15 protein-coding genes are annotated in these 16652 nt (G+C 71.6%); 8 read left to right on the forward strand and 7 right to left on the reverse strand.

All coding sequences use genetic code 11. The features are described 5' to 3' along the window. The first annotated feature begins 263 nt into the window (after positions 1-263). On the forward strand, positions 264-536 hold the full coding sequence (locus ACZ6I3_RS20855) for a hypothetical protein (RefSeq protein WP_469416376.1): 273 nt from the start codon (positions 264-266) through the stop codon (positions 534-536). A gap of 114 nt (positions 537-650) precedes the next feature. On the opposite strand, the gene ACZ6I3_RS20860 is transcribed toward ACZ6I3_RS20855, so the two are convergent. Further along, positions 651-1406 (reverse strand): ferritin-like fold-containing protein, encoded by a 756-nt coding sequence (locus ACZ6I3_RS20860; RefSeq protein ID WP_215118663.1) that lies wholly within the window; start codon positions 1404-1406, stop codon positions 651-653. A 481-nt stretch (positions 1407-1887) separates the two neighbouring features. Here ACZ6I3_RS20860 and ACZ6I3_RS20865 point away from each other — a divergent pair, with 481 nt between their 5' ends. Together ACZ6I3_RS20865 and ACZ6I3_RS20870 are read left to right on the forward strand one after the other, a co-directional pair. Then, entirely contained in the window at positions 1888-4734 is a 2847-nt protein-coding gene (locus tag ACZ6I3_RS20865; protein ID WP_469416676.1) for a DEAD/DEAH box helicase, read from the forward strand. Positions 4735-4841: 107 nt separating this feature from the next. Beyond that, positions 4842-5729 carry an alpha/beta fold hydrolase gene (locus ACZ6I3_RS20870; protein ID WP_469416378.1) on the forward strand — a complete coding sequence of 296 codons (888 nt, stop codon included), beginning with the start codon at positions 4842-4844 and terminating at the stop codon, positions 5727-5729. Here the strand turns inward: ACZ6I3_RS20870 and ACZ6I3_RS20875 are convergent. After that, complete coding sequence (locus ACZ6I3_RS20875; protein WP_469416379.1) at positions 5726-6619, reverse strand: NYN domain-containing protein; 894 nt, start codon at positions 6617-6619, stop codon at positions 5726-5728. The genes ACZ6I3_RS20870 and ACZ6I3_RS20875 overlap by 4 nt on opposite strands. 217 nt (positions 6620-6836) lie before the next feature. Here ACZ6I3_RS20875 and ACZ6I3_RS20880 point away from each other — a divergent pair, with 217 nt between their 5' ends. Continuing rightward, positions 6837-7013 carry a hypothetical protein gene (locus ACZ6I3_RS20880; RefSeq protein WP_469416683.1) on the forward strand — a complete coding sequence of 59 codons (177 nt, stop codon included), beginning with the start codon at positions 6837-6839 and terminating at the stop codon, positions 7011-7013. A 134-nt stretch (positions 7014-7147) separates the two neighbouring features. Next, positions 7148-9205, forward strand: coding sequence for a trypsin-like serine peptidase (locus ACZ6I3_RS20885; RefSeq protein WP_469416380.1), 2058 nt, complete (start codon positions 7148-7150; stop codon positions 9203-9205). 12 nt (positions 9206-9217) lie between these two features. Here ACZ6I3_RS20885 and ACZ6I3_RS20890 read toward each other — a convergent pair whose 3' ends face one another. The 3 genes from ACZ6I3_RS20890 to ACZ6I3_RS20900 all read right to left on the reverse strand — a co-directional run bounded on the left by ACZ6I3_RS20890 (position 9218) and on the right by ACZ6I3_RS20900 (position 11625). After that, entirely contained in the window at positions 9218-9823 is a 606-nt protein-coding gene (locus tag ACZ6I3_RS20890) for a MarC family protein (protein WP_469416381.1), read from the reverse strand. Between the two features lie 82 nt (positions 9824-9905). Further along, complete coding sequence (locus ACZ6I3_RS20895) at positions 9906-10766, reverse strand: PHP domain-containing protein (protein WP_469416383.1); 861 nt, start codon at positions 10764-10766, stop codon at positions 9906-9908. A gap of 217 nt (positions 10767-10983) precedes the next feature. Then, the gene (locus ACZ6I3_RS20900) at positions 10984-11625 is read right to left on the reverse strand and encodes a DUF6758 family protein (RefSeq protein ID WP_469416384.1); all 642 of its coding nucleotides are present in this window, start codon (positions 11623-11625) and stop codon (positions 10984-10986) included. Between the two features lie 158 nt (positions 11626-11783). Between ACZ6I3_RS20900 and ACZ6I3_RS20905 the strand changes: the two genes are divergently transcribed. Then, positions 11784-13007, forward strand: coding sequence for an MFS transporter (locus ACZ6I3_RS20905; protein ID WP_469416385.1), 1224 nt, complete (start codon positions 11784-11786; stop codon positions 13005-13007). Positions 13008-13068: 61 nt separating this feature from the next. Here ACZ6I3_RS20905 and ACZ6I3_RS20910 read toward each other — a convergent pair whose 3' ends face one another. After that, entirely contained in the window at positions 13069-13653 is a 585-nt protein-coding gene (locus ACZ6I3_RS20910) for a suppressor of fused domain protein (protein WP_184590753.1), read from the reverse strand. 460 nt (positions 13654-14113) lie between these two features. Between ACZ6I3_RS20910 and ACZ6I3_RS20915 the strand changes: the two genes are divergently transcribed. Together ACZ6I3_RS20915 and ACZ6I3_RS20920 are read left to right on the forward strand one after the other, a co-directional pair. Beyond that, positions 14114-15229 (forward strand): magnesium and cobalt transport protein CorA, encoded by a 1116-nt coding sequence (locus ACZ6I3_RS20915; protein WP_469416386.1) that lies wholly within the window; start codon positions 14114-14116, stop codon positions 15227-15229. Positions 15230-15252: 23 nt separating this feature from the next. Next, a complete protein-coding gene (locus ACZ6I3_RS20920; protein ID WP_469416387.1) occupies positions 15253-15765 on the forward strand; it encodes a hypothetical protein in 513 nt (170 codons plus the stop codon). A 10-nt stretch (positions 15766-15775) separates the two neighbouring features. Here the strand turns inward: ACZ6I3_RS20920 and ACZ6I3_RS20925 are convergent, their stop codons facing one another. Next, positions 15776-16531, reverse strand: a complete 756-nt coding sequence (locus tag ACZ6I3_RS20925) for a hypothetical protein (protein ID WP_469416388.1) — start codon at positions 16529-16531, stop codon at positions 15776-15778. Positions 16532-16652: the final 121 nt, after the last annotated feature.

Consider the following 16652-nt stretch of genomic DNA (forward strand, 5'->3'; position numbering starts at 1 on the left):
GGGGGGGGGGGGGGGGGGGGGGGGGGGGGGGGGGTGGGTGTGGTGGGGGGGGGGGGGGGGGGGGGGGGGGGGGGAGGGGGGGGGCCCCCCCCCCCCCCCCCCCCCCCCCCCCCGTCCGCGTTCCACGGGTCCCCGTGCGGCACCTGGGTTCCTCCACGGATGGAGCACAGAGCACCCACAGAAAGGGATTGGATTCCGCAGGTCAGGGGTAAGACGGGCTACGACCGATTTGGGTAGGCCGGCCATGTGGGAGGGACCCCGACATGCTCCTGGAAGCGTTGAGCTCCGCGATCCTCGGTCTGGCTCTGGCCTGGGCGGCCGCGCAACGCCTGTCACACAGGCTCCCGGCCCGCCCCCTGGTCCTGTCGACCGGTGTCGCCGGAGCCCTCTTCGGAGCCTTCGTCATGCACAGCGCGCTGGAGGCCGGGCATCTGCTGCTGGTCCTGCTCGGCGCGGTGATCGTCTCGGTGGCCTCGCTGTCGCTGCTGCTGCGCCCGGCGGGCCGCCACCTGCGCCGACGATCAGCCACGGCGTAGCCGGAGCAGCCCTCAGAGGCGCGGACAACGCCCTGAAGGGGCGCGGGGAACCGCGCGACCAGCCACCGGCGGCCCGCAGCCTCCCCACAGCCCCGCGGAACCCTGGCGGAACGGCTACGCGGCCAGTCCCAGCGCGGCCATCCGCTTGGTGTGGGCCTCGGTGATCCGGGAGAACATCTTGCCGACCTCGGCGAGGTCGAAGCCGTCCGCGACACCGCCCACGAGCATGGTCGACAGCGCGTCCCGGTCGGCGACGACCCGCTGGGACTGCGACAGGGCCTCGCCCATCAGCCGCCGCGCCCACAGCGCGAGCCGGCCGCCCACCCGCGGATCGGCGTCGATGGCGGCACGCACCTTCTCCACGGCGAAGCCGCCGTGGCCGGTGTCGTCGAGGACGGCCAGCACCAGGTCGCGGGAGTCGGAGTCCAGGCGGGCGGCGACCTCCCGGTAGAAGTCGCTGGCGATGGAGTCGCCGACGTACGCCTTGACGAGCCCCTCCAGCCAGTCCGAGGGGGCCGTCTGCTTGTGGAATCCGTCGTAGGCGCCGACGAAGGGCTGCATCGCCCGCGTCGGCTCCTCCCCGATCTCGGCGAGCCGGTCGCGCAGCCTCTCGAAGTGGTGGAACTCGGCCGACGCCATCTTCGCCAGCTCCGCCTTGTCCGCCAGCGTCGGTGCCAGCTTGGCGTCCTCCGCGAGCCGCTCGAACGCCGCCAGCTCCCCGTAGGCGAGCGCGCCGAGCAGGTCCACGACAGCGGCGCGGTACTGCGGGTCGGCGGAGGCCGTCGCCCAGTCCCGGGCGGCGACACCGGTGTGCTCGGCCGGGGTGGCGGTGGTGTCCGAGGCGTTCTCAGGCTTGTCAGAGCTCGTCATGAAGCGCACAATAACCCGCCCGCCAGGGGGCGTAAGGCCCTGGTCAATCACTGTGACAACGGCTACGTGACCAAATCGGCCATCGCATGTGCGGGAATCCGGGGTATGGTGGTAATGCGCCTGCTGGTACTTCGACGTACCTCGACAGGCCGCACGTATGAGGATGCCCGGTCGGTGGCCCGATCGGCTCCGACCCGACAGACCTCCGCGTCCGTATGGCACTGTGCGTACGGAGCCCGGAGGGACACCCTCAGCGGTACGAGCGCTAGAGCGTCGACAGTGGTCCCGTGCCCAACGGCACCGCCGCAAGGCCGCCGACGTCCCCGGCACGGTCCGTACACGACCCCCGCGCTCGCCTCGCACCGCCCCACACAGAAGAGGCAGCACCCTGACTACGACGTTCCGAGAGCTCGGAATCCTTCCCGAGACAGCCGAGGCCCTTGAGGCCGTCGGCATCACCACCCCCTTCCCCATCCAGGAGCTGACGCTGCCCGTGGCCCTCACGGGCACGGACGTCATCGGCCAGGCCAAGACCGGCACCGGCAAGACGCTGGGCTTCGGCCTCCCGCTCCTCGAGCGCGTCACCGTTCCCGCCGATGTCGAGGCCGGACGCGCCAAGCCCGAGGACCTCACCGACACCCCGCAGGCCCTCGTCGTCGTCCCCACGCGCGAGCTGTGCCAGCAGGTGACCAACGACCTCCTGACGGCCGGCAAGGCCCGCAACGTGCGCGTGACGGCGATCTACGGCGGCCGGGCCTACGAGCCCCAGGTCGAGGCCCTGAAGAAGGGCGTCGATGTGGTCATCGGCACCCCGGGCCGGCTGCTCGACCTCGCCGGGCAGAAGAAGCTGAACCTGAAGCACGTCAAGTGCCTGGTCCTCGACGAGGCCGACGAGATGCTCGACCTGGGCTTCCTGCCCGACGTCGAGAAGATCATCAACATGCTTCCGGTCCGGCGCCAGACGATGCTGTTCTCGGCGACCATGCCGGGCGCGGTCATCGGCCTGGCCCGCCGCTACATGTCGCAGCCCACGCACATCCGCGCCACGGCGCCGGACGACGCGGGCGCGACGGTCGCGAACACCAAGCAGTTCATCTACCGCGCGCACAACATGGACAAGCCGGAGATGGTCTCGCGCATCCTGCAGGCCGACGGCCGCGGGCTGGCGATGGTCTTCTGCCGGACGAAGCGGACGGCGGCGGATCTCGCCGACCAGCTGAAGCAGCGCGGCTTCGCCTCCGGCGCGGTCCACGGCGACCTCGGCCAGGGCGCCCGCGAACAGGCCCTGCGCGCCTTCCGCAACGGCAAGGTGGACGTGCTCGTCTGCACCGACGTCGCCGCCCGCGGCATCGACGTCGAGGGCGTGACCCACGTCATCAACTACCAGTCGCCGGAAGAGGAGAAGACGTACCTGCACCGCATCGGCCGTACGGGCCGCGCGGGCGCGAAGGGTACGGCGATCACGCTCGTCGACTGGGACGACATCCCGCGCTGGCAGCTGATCAACAAGGCGCTGGAGCTGGGCTTCAACGACCCGCCGGAGACGTACTCCACGTCCCCGCATCTCTTCTCCGACCTCGGTATCCCCGAGGGCACCAAGGGCGTCCTGCCGCGCTCGGAGCGTACGCGCGCCGGGCTGGACGCCGAGGAGCTCGAGGACCTGGGCGAGCCGGGCGGCCGGGCGCCGCGCGGACGCGGGGGCCGGAACGGCCGCGGCGGCCGGGACGAGTCCCGGACGGCCGAGCGCGAGCGTTCCGAGCGCACACCGCGACGCCGCCGCCGTACGCGCGGCGGAACGCCGCTGGGCTCGGCACCCGAGTCCGCCGGCACCGGCGCACCGGACACCGCGGCCGCCGGCGGCACCGCCGAGGCGGACGCCGTCACGGCTCCGCGCACCCCGCGTCGCCGCCGACGCACCCGCGGTGGTGCCCGGGCCGAGTCGGCGCCGGTGACGGCCGTCGAGTCCGCTCCGTCCGAGCGGGCGGCTGACGCCGTGGCGACGGCGGAGGGCACGAACACGGAGACGCCCGAGGCGGCGAAGCCGCGCCGACGCCGTACGCGCCGGTCGGAGACGCCGGTGGAGACGCCGGTGGCGGAGACCGAGGCCGCGGTGACGCCGTCGGCCACGCAGTCCGCGGCCGTCGCGGACGATGCCCCGGTGTCCGCGCAGCCCGAGGCCTCCGCCACCACGCCGCGTCGCCGCACCCGCAAGAGCACGGCGGCGTCCGCTGCGGAGCAGGCGGTCGACACGGCCGAGGGGACCACCGCGTCCGTCGCGGAGCCGGCGGAGACGAAGCCGCGCCGCACCCGCAAGACCACGGCGAAGGCCGAGGCCCCCGCCGAGCAGGCCGGGACCACGGAGCCCAAGCCGCGCCGCACCCGCAAGGCCGCGGCCACAGCCGAAACGGCAGTGGACACGGCCGAGGCCGCCGAGGCGAAGCCGAGGCGTACGCGCAAGGCGACGGCAGCGGCGGAAGGCGCCGTCGATGTGGCCGAGGCCACGGAGACCAAGCCCCGTCGCACGCGCAAGGCCGCAGCAGCGGCCGAAGCCGCCGTCGACACGGCGGAGGCCACGGAAGCCAAGCCGCCGCGCCGCACGCGGAAGACCGCAGCCACGGCCGAAGCCGCCGTCGACGCAGCCGAAGGCACGGAGGCCAAGCCGCGCCGGACGCGCAAGGCCGCGGCCACGGCCGAGACCGGCGTCGACACGGCCGAGGCGACGGAAACCAAGCCCCGTCGCACGCGGAAGACCGCAGCAGCGGCCGAAGCCGCCGTCGACACGGCCGAGGGCACGGAGGCCAAGCCGCGCCGCCGCACCCGCAAGGCCGCCGAGGCAGTCGAGACCGTCACCGCCGGGATCCCGGCCCAGACGGCTCAGGAGCCCGAGGCAGTCGAGGCCAAGCCGCGCCGTGCCCGCAAGGCGGCACCCAAGGCCGAGGCGGGCGTCGACACGGCCGAGGCGACCGAGGCGAAGCCGCGCCGCACGCGGAAGACCGCAGCGGCGGCTCCGGAGGGCGAAGCCGCCGAGGCCAAGCCGCGCCGGACGCGGAAGACCACGGCGGCGGCCGAGACCGCCGTCGACACGGCCGAGGGCACGGAGGCCAAGCCGCGCCGCCGCACCCGCAAGGCCGCCGAGGCAGTCGAGACCGTCACCGCCGGGATCCCGGCCCAGACGGCTCAGGAGCCCGAGGCCGTCGAGGCCAAGCCGCGCCGCACGCGGAAGACGGCCGCTGCCGCCACGGCGACCGCCGAGGGCGGGGCCGAGGCGAAGCCCAAGGCCCGCCGCACCCGCAAGGCCACGGCCACCGCGGAGCCCACGGAGGGCTGACACTCCGCCCGACGGCCCGGTCCCACCCAGGTGGGGCCGGGCCGTCGGCGTTCACGGGTCCGCCCTCCACCCACCGGAGAGCGCACCCCACCCGCTACCCTCACCCCGTGAGCAGGCAAGCCATCTTCACCCCGCCCCCCGGCGCCCGTGCGTACTCCCTGAGCACGGCCCGGGGTGAGTTCGCCGTCGTCGACTCGTCGCCGGAAGCGAGCGCGGAGGTCAGGGGAATCGTCCTGATGCTGCCCGGATTCACCGGGAGCAAGGAGGACTTCAGCCTGCTCCACGAGCCGCTCGTACGGCGCGGGTACCGGCTCGTCGCCGTGGACGGACGGGGCCAGCACGAGTCGGACGGGCCGGTGGCCGACGAATCCGCCTACGCCCAGCGGGAACTGGCCCGGGACGTGCTCGCGCAGGCCGAGGCGGTCGGCGTTCCCCTGCACCTCGTCGGGCACTCGCTCGGCGGGCAGATCGCGCGTGCGGCCGTGCTGCTCGACCACACCCCCTTCCTCTCCCTCACCCTGGTCTCGTCCGGACCGGCGGAGATCTCCGTCTCCCAGCAGCAGCGCGTGAAGCTGCTGCGGGACGCGCTCGCCGTCATGTCGATGGAGGAGGTGTGGGGGGCGATCCAGGCCATGGGGCCGCCGGAGGAGGTCGGCGGGCCCGCCCGCGGCATCGGCGACCAGGAGCAGTTGCGCAGGCGCTGGCTGGGCAACAGGCCCGCCCAGCTGCGCGCGACCGGCCACCAGTTGTGCACCGAGCCGGACCGCGTCGCCGAACTCGCCGCCGTACCGCTGCCGTTCCACGTCCTGTCGGGCGCGCGCGACGACACCTGGCCGGTGGCGATCCTCGACGACATGGCCCTGCGGCTGAACGCGCACCGCACGGTCGTCGCGGGAGCCGAGCACTCCCCCAACGCCGACCGGCCCCTGCCGATGGCCGCCGCCCTCGCCGACTTCTGGGACAGCGCCGAGAGGAACAGCGCCCAATGGGGCTAGTACTGCGCCCGCAGATGCTCCCAGAAGCCGTCCCGCAGGGCGCGCCGCAGGTCGGCTTGCCCGCGGAGCGAGTACTGCAGCAGGCCCTCCGCCTCCACGAGCAGGTCCTGGTCGACCGAACCGGGCAGATAGGGGTGCCCGTGCAGCAGCTCCCCCAGCGTCTCCCGGCCGCGTGCCGCCAGCCACTTCGCCGCGATCTGGGCCCCCACGAACCGCACGTCCTCGCGGGTCGGCCGGCCCGTGGTCGCCTCGTAGGGGGCGGTCGTGCGGCGGGAGACGTACGGCTTGAAGAAGTCGAGGTCGAGCGTGCGCTGGCTGTCGACTTCCCACAGCAGGGGTTCCGCCTGGTTGCGGCCCTCCGGCGCCTCGATGCCCCACAGGTGGACCCGGGCGCCGTAGCCCTGTGCCGCCTCCACCGCCGACACCAGGTCCTCGTCGCCGCCGAGCAGGGCCGCGTCGCTGATGGCGCGGTGCCGGGCGAGTGACTCCAGGTCGGAGCGGATGAGCGAGTCGACGCCCTTCTGCTGGTTGTTGGCGTTCAGGTTGCCCAGTCGCACCTTGACGTCCGGCAGCTCCGCGATGGTCTGCTGCTCCGCCGTGTGGATGCGGCGGCGGGCGCCGTCGTACCAGTAGACCCGCAGCAGCCTGCTGTCCGCGAAGATCGTGCGGGCCTTGTCGATGAGCGCGTCGATCAGGCCCTCGGCGTCCAGATCGAAGGCGCGGCGGTCCTCCGTGCCGGCGACGAGCCGTCCCGCGGCCGCGTAGAGGTACCCGGCATCGACGAAGATCGCATGGGTCGAGGGTGTCTTCGCCACCTCGGCGAGCATGCGCTGGAGCAGCTCGTTGGTGTGGTCGATGCGGGCGCTCAGGGCCGCGAGGTCGTCGTTCATCGCCTCTATTGTCCCGGCGGTCACACTGCGAACACAAATGGTCCCGGTCGGTCTCGTAACGACACTCGTAACGACACTCTTACGGCTCGGTAATTAGCCGTTCGAAAAATTTCCTTAGCGTAGGGAATGTTTGAACCATGCAGTCCTGTTGACTCATATGGAACACCGGGCACCGAAGCCTCGTGGGCCGCCACACCGAGTAGTTCTCCTCAGGAGGATGACCAGACGAAGGGAGAAGCCCTTGCGCTTCGAAATCATGCACCTCGACGATGTCGACGGCACGCCCGTGGACACGACCGTCGTGGACGCCGCCTCCGTCAACCGGATCGTTCAGCAGGCCGCCGCCACCGGGCAGCGCCTCTGGATCCGCCCGGCCGGGACCGCGGCCTCATAACGCGCGCAGCTCTCCCCCACTTCGGAGCCCCCGCCCGGCATCGGCCGTGCGGGGGCTCCGCTGTTGCGGACCGCGGTGCCCGGGGGCGTACTGGGCTGAGGGGCCCAGCGAGAGCGAACAGGACGGTGTGGCACATGTCCGTGACGGGCCGGTCGAACGGGGAGCTGCACAAACAGGCCACGGATGAGGCCGCGCGCCGGTACGAGGACTCCACCGCGGAGCGGGAACGGGTCGAGGGCAGACTGGCGGCCGGAGTGCGGTTCCCGGACTCCCCTGACGCGCTCGCCGTCCGCGCCGACCGGATCCTCGAGCGGGGCGGTCTGTCGCCCTCGGCGGTCGTGGCGGACATCCACGGCGAGGCCATGGACCTGCCCGACGCCAACGAACGCATCATCGACCTGTCCAACGAGCTCCAGGCCTGGAGCTTCCTGCCGCGCGGAGTCAGGGCCGGGGCCTCGGTGGCCCGGATCACCCTGCGCCGCGACGGCCGTGAGCTTCCGCACGGCACCGGTTTCCTGGTGTCGCCGCGGCTGATGATGACCAACCACCACGTGCTGCCCGACGAGGGCTTCGCCCGCCGGTGCTTCGCCGAGTTCAACGCCCAGGTCACCGTCGACAACGTCCCCGACGCCGCCGTCCGCATGGAACTCGACCCGGGGGCCTTCTTCGCCGCGGACCGACGCCTGGACTTCGCCCTGGTCGCGGTCACGCCCGCCCCGGACGGCCGCCCGCCGGGCGAGATCTTCGGCTGGAACCGGCTCAGCGTGCAGCTCGGCAAGCTGGTGCTCGGCGAGAAGGTGAACGTCATCGGCCACCCGGACGGGCGCCTCAAGGAGATCGTGCTGCGCGACAACGCGGTGCTGGTGCGGCTCGACGACTTCGTCCACTACCGAACCGACACCCGCCCCGGCAACTCCGGCTCCCCCGTCTTCAACGACCAGTGGGAGGTCGTGGCCCTGCACCACAGCGGTGTGCCGAAGAAGGACGACCAGGGCCGCGTCCTGCGGAAGGACGGACAGCCCTGGCACCAGGGCGACGGCGACGACGCGATCGAGTGGGTCGCCAACGAGGGCGTCCGCATCAGCTCGGTCCTCAAGCACCTGGCCCGGCTGGACCTCGCCCCCGGGCCCCGCGCCCTGCTGACCGAGATGGGCCCGGACTCGGGCCTGGACCAGAGCACGGCCCCGCTCCCTTCGCCGGAGGTGCCCGGCGTCACGCCCCCGCCGGCCTCCCTCACTCCGGCAACCGAGAGCGGGACGGATGCCCACCGGCCCAAGGCCGGACGCCCGGCCCGGAGCAGCGCCTTCGGCGGCCGCCGCCACCTGGTCTTCCTGCACGGCAGGGACCAGCACGGCAAGGATCCCCAGGACCTGCGCGTGGTGTGGACGGCGGGCCTGAACCGCGGACTCACCCTCGCGTCCCTGCCCCCGGTCGACCCCGAGGACGTGTGGTTCCCGTTCTACGGCACGAGACTGCACAGCCTCGTGAGCGGCAGGGAGAGCACGGCCGAGACCATCGGCCTGGACGACGTCAGCGCCGCCGCTGCCGCCGAGGTCTTCGCCGCGGAATCGCCCACCGGCTCCTACGAGCGACTGCTCTACGAGGCGGCCACCCGGGCCGGCATGCCTCAGAACGGTCCGGCGACCACGGAGGGCTTCGGGGCGGGCCTGGTCGGGGCACTGCACCGGCCGCTCAGCTGGCTGGCCGCACGGTCCGACGTGGACGAGTGGACCATCGCGAGGTTCCTGCGGGACGTCGACCTGTACCTCGGCGACAGCGCCGTACGGCAGTCCGTGCTGGACAGCGTCATGGAGACCATGCCCGCCACCGGCGAACTGGTGCTGGTCACGCACAGCCTGGGCACGGTCGTAGGACTTGACCTGCTGACCCGGCTCCCGGAGGGCCTCGACCCGGTCCTGCTCGTCACCGCGGGCAGCCCGCTCGGCCTGGACGGCGTCAACGAACGGCTCCTCGCCCACGGCCCGCACCGGCCGCCCCGGGTGCGTGACTGGGTCAACGTCTGGTGTCCCACCGACGGGGTGGCCATCGGCTGCCCTCTGGAGGACGAGCGCTGGGGCAAGCTCACCCAGCTCGCCGTCTCCAACGGCCGCGACCGTGCGCACAAGATCGACGAGTATCTCGCCCACGCGGGAGCGGCCGGTGCGATCGGCGCGGTGCTCGGCCGGAGCTGACGCGCCGCCCCGTCAGCTTCCCTGGATCACCTGCGTGACGCCGTTGATGATCTGCTGCACGGCGATCGCGGAGAGCATCATGCCCGCGAGCCGCGTCACCAGGACCACACCGCCGTCCTTGATGATCCGGATGATCACCAGCGAGTAGCGCATCACCAGCCACAGCACGACATGGATGGCGAGGATCGCCGCCCACACGGACACCTGCGCGGCGGCACTGTGCGCCTTCTGCACGGCGAGGATGACCGACACGATCGCCCCCGGCCCGGCCAGCAGCGGCATGCCCAGCGGCACGAGGGCGACGTTGACGTCCTTGGTCTGCTTCGGCTCATCGGTCTTCCCGGTGAGCAGATCGAGCGCGATCAGCAGAAGCAGCAGCCCACCCGCGATCATCAACGCGGGCACGGAGACATGCAGATAGTCGAGGATCTGGTGCCCGAGCAGCCCGAACACGGTGATCACACCACCGGCGACACAGACGGCCTGAAAGGCCATCCGCTTCTGCACCTTGGCCGGCCGGCCGGCGGTGAGCGCGAGGAAGATCGGGGTGATCCCGGGAGGATCCATGATGACGAAGAGGGTCAGGAAGAGAGAGCCGAAGACGGCGATTTCGAACATGGGTGTGATGGCCTTGCGGGGTTGGTGAAGCGCGCGGCGGACGACGCCGAGTGCCTGAGAACGGACCTACAGGACGGAAACCTCAGACGGCTCCGCCGGCCCCCGGCACCGGAAACGCCCCGAAGGCCCGCCGGGTGATCTCCCCGTACACCTCGGGATCCGTCGTGTACTCCCCGAGCACACACGTCTTCCGGCTGCCGTGATAGTCCGAGGACCCGGTCACCAGGAGCCCCAGCTCCTTCGCCAGCCCCCGCAGCCGCGCCCGCGTGTCCGCGTCATGCTCCATGTGATCGACCTCGACGCCGTCAAGACCGGCCGCGGCCATCTCGGCGATCGCGGCCTCCGGCACCGTACGCCCCCGCTTGCTCGCCGCGGGATGCGCGAACACCGCGACCCCGCCCGCGCCCTTGACCAGCCGGATCGCCTCGAAGGGGTCGGTCTCGTGCTTCTCGACGTAGGCCCGGCCGCCGTCGGCCAGCCAGTCCTGGCTGAAGGCGTCGTTCACGGTCGGCACCACACCCAGCTCGACGAGCGCGGTCGCCACGTGCGGACGCCCGACGGACCCGTCACCGGCGATCCGCGCCACCTGCTCCCAGGTCACGGGCACGCCCAGCGCCTGAAGCTTGGCGATCATGCCCTGCGCCCGGGGCACCCGGTCGTCCCTGACCAGCTCGCGCTCGGCGAGCAGCGCCGGTTCCTCGGCGTCGAAGAGGTAGGCGAGCATGTGCATGCTGACGCCGTCGAGCCGGCAGGAGAGCTCGGCCCCGGTGACCAGCGTCAGCTCCTCGGGCAGCGCGCCGATCGCTTCGGCATGCCCGCGAGTGGTGTCGTGATCGGTGAGCGCGACGACGTCCAGCCCGGCCGCGGCAGCCTTCCGCACCAGCTCGGCAGGGGTGTCCGTGCCATCGGAAGCGGTGGAGTGGGTGTGCAGATCGATGCGCACGACACGGACTCCAGACACTGACGGGACGAACAGGGCTGCTCAAGGATAACCGGACTTTCGACGTCCGATGTCACACCCGAACCCCAGAAGCACCCCCTACACCAACACCCCTTCAGGGGCGCGGGGCTGTGTCGACATGCGGCTCCGCCGCGTGGGCGCGACCGGCCACAGACCACCCGCGGCCGCCGACGCACCCGAACCCCCCACCCATTGGGCGCTACGGCTCAAGCAAGCGCGGCGACAACGCCCCGCACGGCACCAACTCCACCTCGGCCCCCGCGTCCCGCACATCCGCCAGCACCAGCTCGTCGTACATCAACAGCCCCGACTGCTCAGGCCAGACCACCGCCCACAGCCACATCCCGAGCGCCTCACCCGCGAAAACGGCCCGGTCGCCCGGCGCGCCTGAGACATGCCACAGCGGCGTCGGCCGCCCCGCGGCGAGCACCTTCGCGTGAGCCGGCTTGCCGACATCCATGGACGGCCCCGGATCCGGACCGTCCAGGCCCGCGTACCGCGCACCGAGACCGACGCCCAACTCCTCGGCCACCAGGATCAGCTCACCCATCCCGCCGAGCGGCCCGGGCCCCGTACAGGCCACGGCCGTGGCGCGGCCACCCGTGCGGTCATCCCCCGCGCAGGCCACGCCCGTGAACAGCCAGCCGACCGGCAGCGGCCAGGGCATCCACACCGGCACCTGAGTTCGGTGCACCACGACGTTGAGGGCGTCGACGCTCGGCGGTATCACGGGCTGCACCGGATGGACGGTGCCGTGCACATCGCACTGCCAGGAGTCGGAGAAGAGGCCGGGAGCCCTGACCCGGCCACCGCACTTCGGGCAACTGGGTTCGCCCCTCATAGGGCCCCACGGTCCTACCCCCGCCCCGCCGCGTCAAGGACGATCACCCAACCGGACGGAACCCTTCACCCGCGCACTAGATGTAGCTTGCATTAGTTAGCATGGCTAACTTAGTATGTGTATATACCAACTACCTCGTCTCGGAAAGGGAGCAAGCAATGGACCCCTTCGACGCCGGAGCGGGCGGCCTCCTCAAGCAGCCCAAGTCCGTGTGGGCGACCGCCGGAGCGTCGGTCGTCGCCTTCATGGGCATCGGGCTCGTCGACCCGATCCTGCCGTCTATCGCCTCGGGCCTGAACGCCTCCGCCAGCCAGGTCTCCCTGCTGTTCACCTCGTACTTCCTCATCACCGCGATCGCGATGCTGGTCACCGGCTTCGTCTCCAGCCGCATCGGCGGCAAGAAGACCCTGCTGCTCGGCCTCGCGCTGGTCGTGGTCTTCGCGGGACTGTCGGGCACCTCCGGATCCGTCGGCGAACTCGTCGGATTCCGGGCCGGCTGGGGGCTCGGCAACGCGCTGTTCGTCTCGACGGCCCTCGCGGTCATCGTCGGAGCGGCGGCGGGCGGCAGCGCGGCGGCGATCCTGCTGTACGAGTCGGCCCTCGGCCTCGGCATGGCCTGCGGTCCACTGCTGGGCGCCCTGCTCGGTGACGCCAGCTGGCGCTACCCGTTCTTCGGCACGGCCTTCCTGATGGCCGTCGGCTTCCTGTGCATCACGGTGTTCCTGAAGGAGCAGCCGAAGCCGGCCCGCAAGACCTCGCTCCTGGACCCGATCAAGGCCCTCGGCCACGGCGGCCTCGCCTCCGCCGCGGTCTCGGCGTTCTTCTACAACTACACGTTCTTCACCGTGCTGGCCTTCACCCCGTTCGTGCTGGACATGAGCCCGTACCGGTCGGGTGCGGTGTTCTTCGCCTGGGGCGTGCTGCTCGCCGTGTTCTCGGTGATCGTGGCGCCGCGCCTGCAGAAGCGGTTCGGCTCGCTGAAGGTGCTCGGCGGTTCCCTGGTGCTGCTCGCGGCCGACGTGCTCGTGCTCGGCTACGGCGACCACACCACGGCCGTCGTCTGCACGATCCTGTCCGGTGCCTTCATCGGCGTGAACAACACCGTCTACACCGAGCTGGCCCTCGGCGTCTCGGACGCACCCCGGCCGGTGGCGAGCGCGGGCTACAACTTCGTGCGCTGGTTCGCGGCGGCGGCCGCCCCGTTCTTCGCACCGAAGATCGAGGAGTGGACCGACCTCCACATCCCGTTCGTGGTGGCGGCCGTCACGGCCGTGCTGGGCGCCGCGGTCGTGGCCGTACGCCGCAAGGCCCTCACCCACGAGGCCGAGGAGCTGGAGCCGAAGCACGCGACCGAGGACAGCGTCACCGTCTTCGCCGGCTGAGCCAACTGATGCTTTTCGGCCATGGGTTGGTGAGGTTCCTCACTCAGACCTCGCTCAGGCCTCACTCCAGCGGGACGGACTTCCGGGACGGATCCCGGAGGTCCGTCCCCTGGTTCAGCCACCGCTCCTGGAGCGCCTGCGCGCCGTGCACCCGCTTCCAGGCGGCCTCGTTCGGGGTCATCGGCAGCAGCGGCAGGAACCGTACGGGGTCGAGGGGTTCGTCGAGCTCCAGATCCTCGACCAGGCCGCCAGGTTCGGCGACCAGGACCGAGGTGAAGGGGGCGCCCGGCCACAGCGGCTCACCGACGTCGAGGGAGGCTCCGGGGGCCACGATCAGCCCTTCCACCTGCGGAGACGCGGCGAGAACGGCGAGCGGGCGGAGCACCTTGTCCGTCTCGGCGAGCCCGGCCCGCACCGACAGGACCAGCTCCGCGCGCGGCCCCTTGACCGGGTCGGCGACCGCCGCCGTGGGCTCCGTCATGGGCTGCGCGGACATGCCGAGCGTGGCGTAGCGGGCGATGTCGCCCTCCTGGAAGCGCAGCACCTCGATGCGGTCCGTACCGAGGAACGTCACTGCCGCGCGCGCGTCCGGTTCGCCCAGCGCGGTACGCAGCCGGGCCTCGACCAGAGGAAGAACATCAGCCATGCGGTGAGCATAGAACTCGTCAGTAGCGGGCAAAGGAGCACCTTGACAGTTTTGACGGCTGCTACTCTGGCCCTGGTTCGGGGCAGCACGCAGAAGCGTCGCGATCAAGCCCCGACGCCGATGGAACTCCCTTACGAGGGACCGGCCGGAGGAGGTGGGGCTGCAATGGATCGAAGTCGACCGTGCAGTAGCACCACGCTCTCCCGCCGCTGATGTAGCCGCTCTGTCTCTCTGGCCGACTGCCACCTCTCGCACTCGCTTCACCGCGGAAGAGCGCTTCGTTTCGTTTTTCCTGATCTGCCTCAGTAGCTGAATCAGTAACGAAGCCCGCCACCGCGACGGTGCGGTGCTCCCCGCTTTGTGGACGTGCCAAACATCAGCAGTCACTACGTCCTCATTCCGGGTAGTTCCACCCGTCGCCGCCGGCGCCTTTCGTTGCCCTCCCGCGAAGGAGCCCGCCATGTCGATGATTCGCGACCTGCGCGCCGTGGTCCGTCCGTCCCGCGTCTCGCTGCGCAAGGACAGTGGCACGTACGACGCCACCCGCAGCCCGGCGACGGCGACCGCCGTCGTCGACTGCGCCATCTACCGGGACGGCCGCCGCGTCGAGACCGAGACCCCGCTGACCCCGCACGAGGCGGTGCGCCTGGTGCGCCGCGACGGGGGCTTCGTGTGGATCGGCCTGCACGAGCCGACCGAGGCCGAATTCTCCGGCATCGCCAGTGAGTTCGGGCTGCACCCGCTGGCCGTGGAGGACGCCGTCCAGGCCCACCAGCGGCCCAAGCTGGAGCGCTACGACGACTCGCTCTTCACGGTCTTCAAGACCATCCACTACGTCGAGCACGACCAGCTCGACGCCAACAGCGAGGTCGTCGAGTCCGGCGAGGTCATGTGCTTCACCGGACGGGACTTCTTCATCACCGTCCGGCACGGCGGGCAGGGGTCCCTGCGGGCCCTCAGGCACCGCCTCCAGGACGACCCCGAGCTGCTGGCCAAGGGCCCCTCGGCCGTGCTGCACGCCATCGCCGACCATGTCGTGGACGGCTACATCGCGGTCGCCGACGCGGTGCAGGACGACATCGACGAGGTGGAGACCGAGGTGTTCTCCCCGGGGCGCAAGGGCTCGCCGCGTGGTTCGGACGCCGGCCGGATCTACCAACTCAAGCGCGAGGTACTGGAGTTCAAGCGGGCGGTGTCGCCGCTGCTGCGGCCCATGCAACTGCTGAGCGAGCGGCCGATGCGGCTGATCGACCCGGACATCCAGAAGTACTTCCGGGACGTCGCCGACCACCTGGCCCGGGTCCAGGAGCAGGTCCTCGGCTTCGACGAGCTGCTCAACTCCATCCTCCAGGCCAACCTCGCGCAGGCGTCCGTGGCGCAGAACGAGGACATGCGGAAGATCACCTCGTGGGCCGCGATCGTCGCCGTACCGACGATGGTGTGCGGCGTCTACGGCATGAACTTCGACCACATGCCGGAACTGCACTGGCGGTACGGCTACCCGGTGATCATGGGCATCACCGTGGCCATCTGCCTGGGCATCCACCGCACACTGAAGCGGAACGGCTGGCTGTGAGCAGCCTGGATAGGCTGGAGCCCATGACAAGCGAGCTGCTCGGCCAGGCCCTGATCGAGGAGGCCACGAAGAAGTCCGGCCTCGTCTGGGTCCAGGGCCCCGACGGCCCGGCGCGGGCGCTCTGGCACGTGTGGCACGAGGGTGCCGCGTGCCTGATCGGCGACGGGCCGGGCGAGCAGCCGCTGCCGGGGCTCGCCGACGGCGCCGAGGCCCGGGTGACGGTCCGCAGCAAGGACAAGGGAGGCCGGCTGGTCTCCTGGACGGCCCGGGTCACCGAACTCGCGCCGGGCTCCGAGGCCTGGGACGCGACGGTCGCCGAGCTCAAGGGCAAACGGCTGAACGCGCCCGACGGCGAGGCCATGACCGGCCGCTGGGCCCGCGAGTGCCGGGTGCTGCGCCTGGAACCGACCGGGACGACGGCACCCCTGCCCGACGACTCCCTGTCCGAGCCGCCGCTGCCGTCCCCGGCGATCACCCGCCGGCCGATTCCGGCGGGCCTGCCCCGCCTGCTGCTGAGGAAACGCAAACGGACGTGACGTCCCGGGCCTACGACGTAGGCAGCTGCTTGCCGTAGTCCACCGTCTCGTTGCGCTCCGGCTCCCGGAGGGAGAAGTCCTCTCCCCAGGCGGCGAACGTGAGGGTGCCCGCGCCGCCTGCCCGCTCCAGGCGCAGCGGATACGGCTTGCCCTCCAGGGAGACCTCCAGGGTGCCGCCGGAGCCCTTGTCGCCGGTGATGCGGATGGTGCGGACGCCCGCCTGCTCCTCGTGGCCGTCCGTCGCGAGTGTGCCGTGCAGGGTCAGCAGACCGTCGAGGAGGACACCCTTGTCCGTGAAACCGCTGAACTTCTTGTACGCCGGGTCGCCCTGCGGCACCTTCACGAACTTGCCGCCGAGCTTGGAGGCCGCGGCCGCGTCCCCCTCGCCCTTCCCGCCCTGGCCGTCACCGTGACTCCAGAACCCGGCGTCGGCCTTGACGAAGAGCTGCTCGCCGATGCGCAGCAGCTGGAAGGTCGTGCCCTCGGTGGTGACCGATCCCTGGCCGCCGTCGTCCTTCAGCCGCATGTCGAGCGCGTACGTCTTCTCGCCGCTGACGACGCTGCCGTGCACCCGGACCGCCCCGGCGGACTCGGCGGCCGAGCGGGTCTTGGCCTGGATCTTCCCGGCGGGCAGCCTGCCGACCCCGTTGGTGCCCTCGTTGGGATCCTCCGCGCAGCCGGTGAGCACCGTCCCCGTCACGAGCAGTGCGCACATCGCGCTCGCGAGGACGGCACTACGGCTTCGGCCGTGGCGAATCGGAGTCACAGGTGGAGCTGCCTCTCTGCGGGGAGACCTGAACGGCGTACCGCAGGGTACCGGGCACGTGCGGGCAGGTCGGAGCCAGTCCGTCCGGACCGCCCGCCGACGCACCGCCGATCGGGACGGG

The sequence above is a fragment of the Streptomyces sp. NPDC041940 genome (assembly GCF_055589465.1).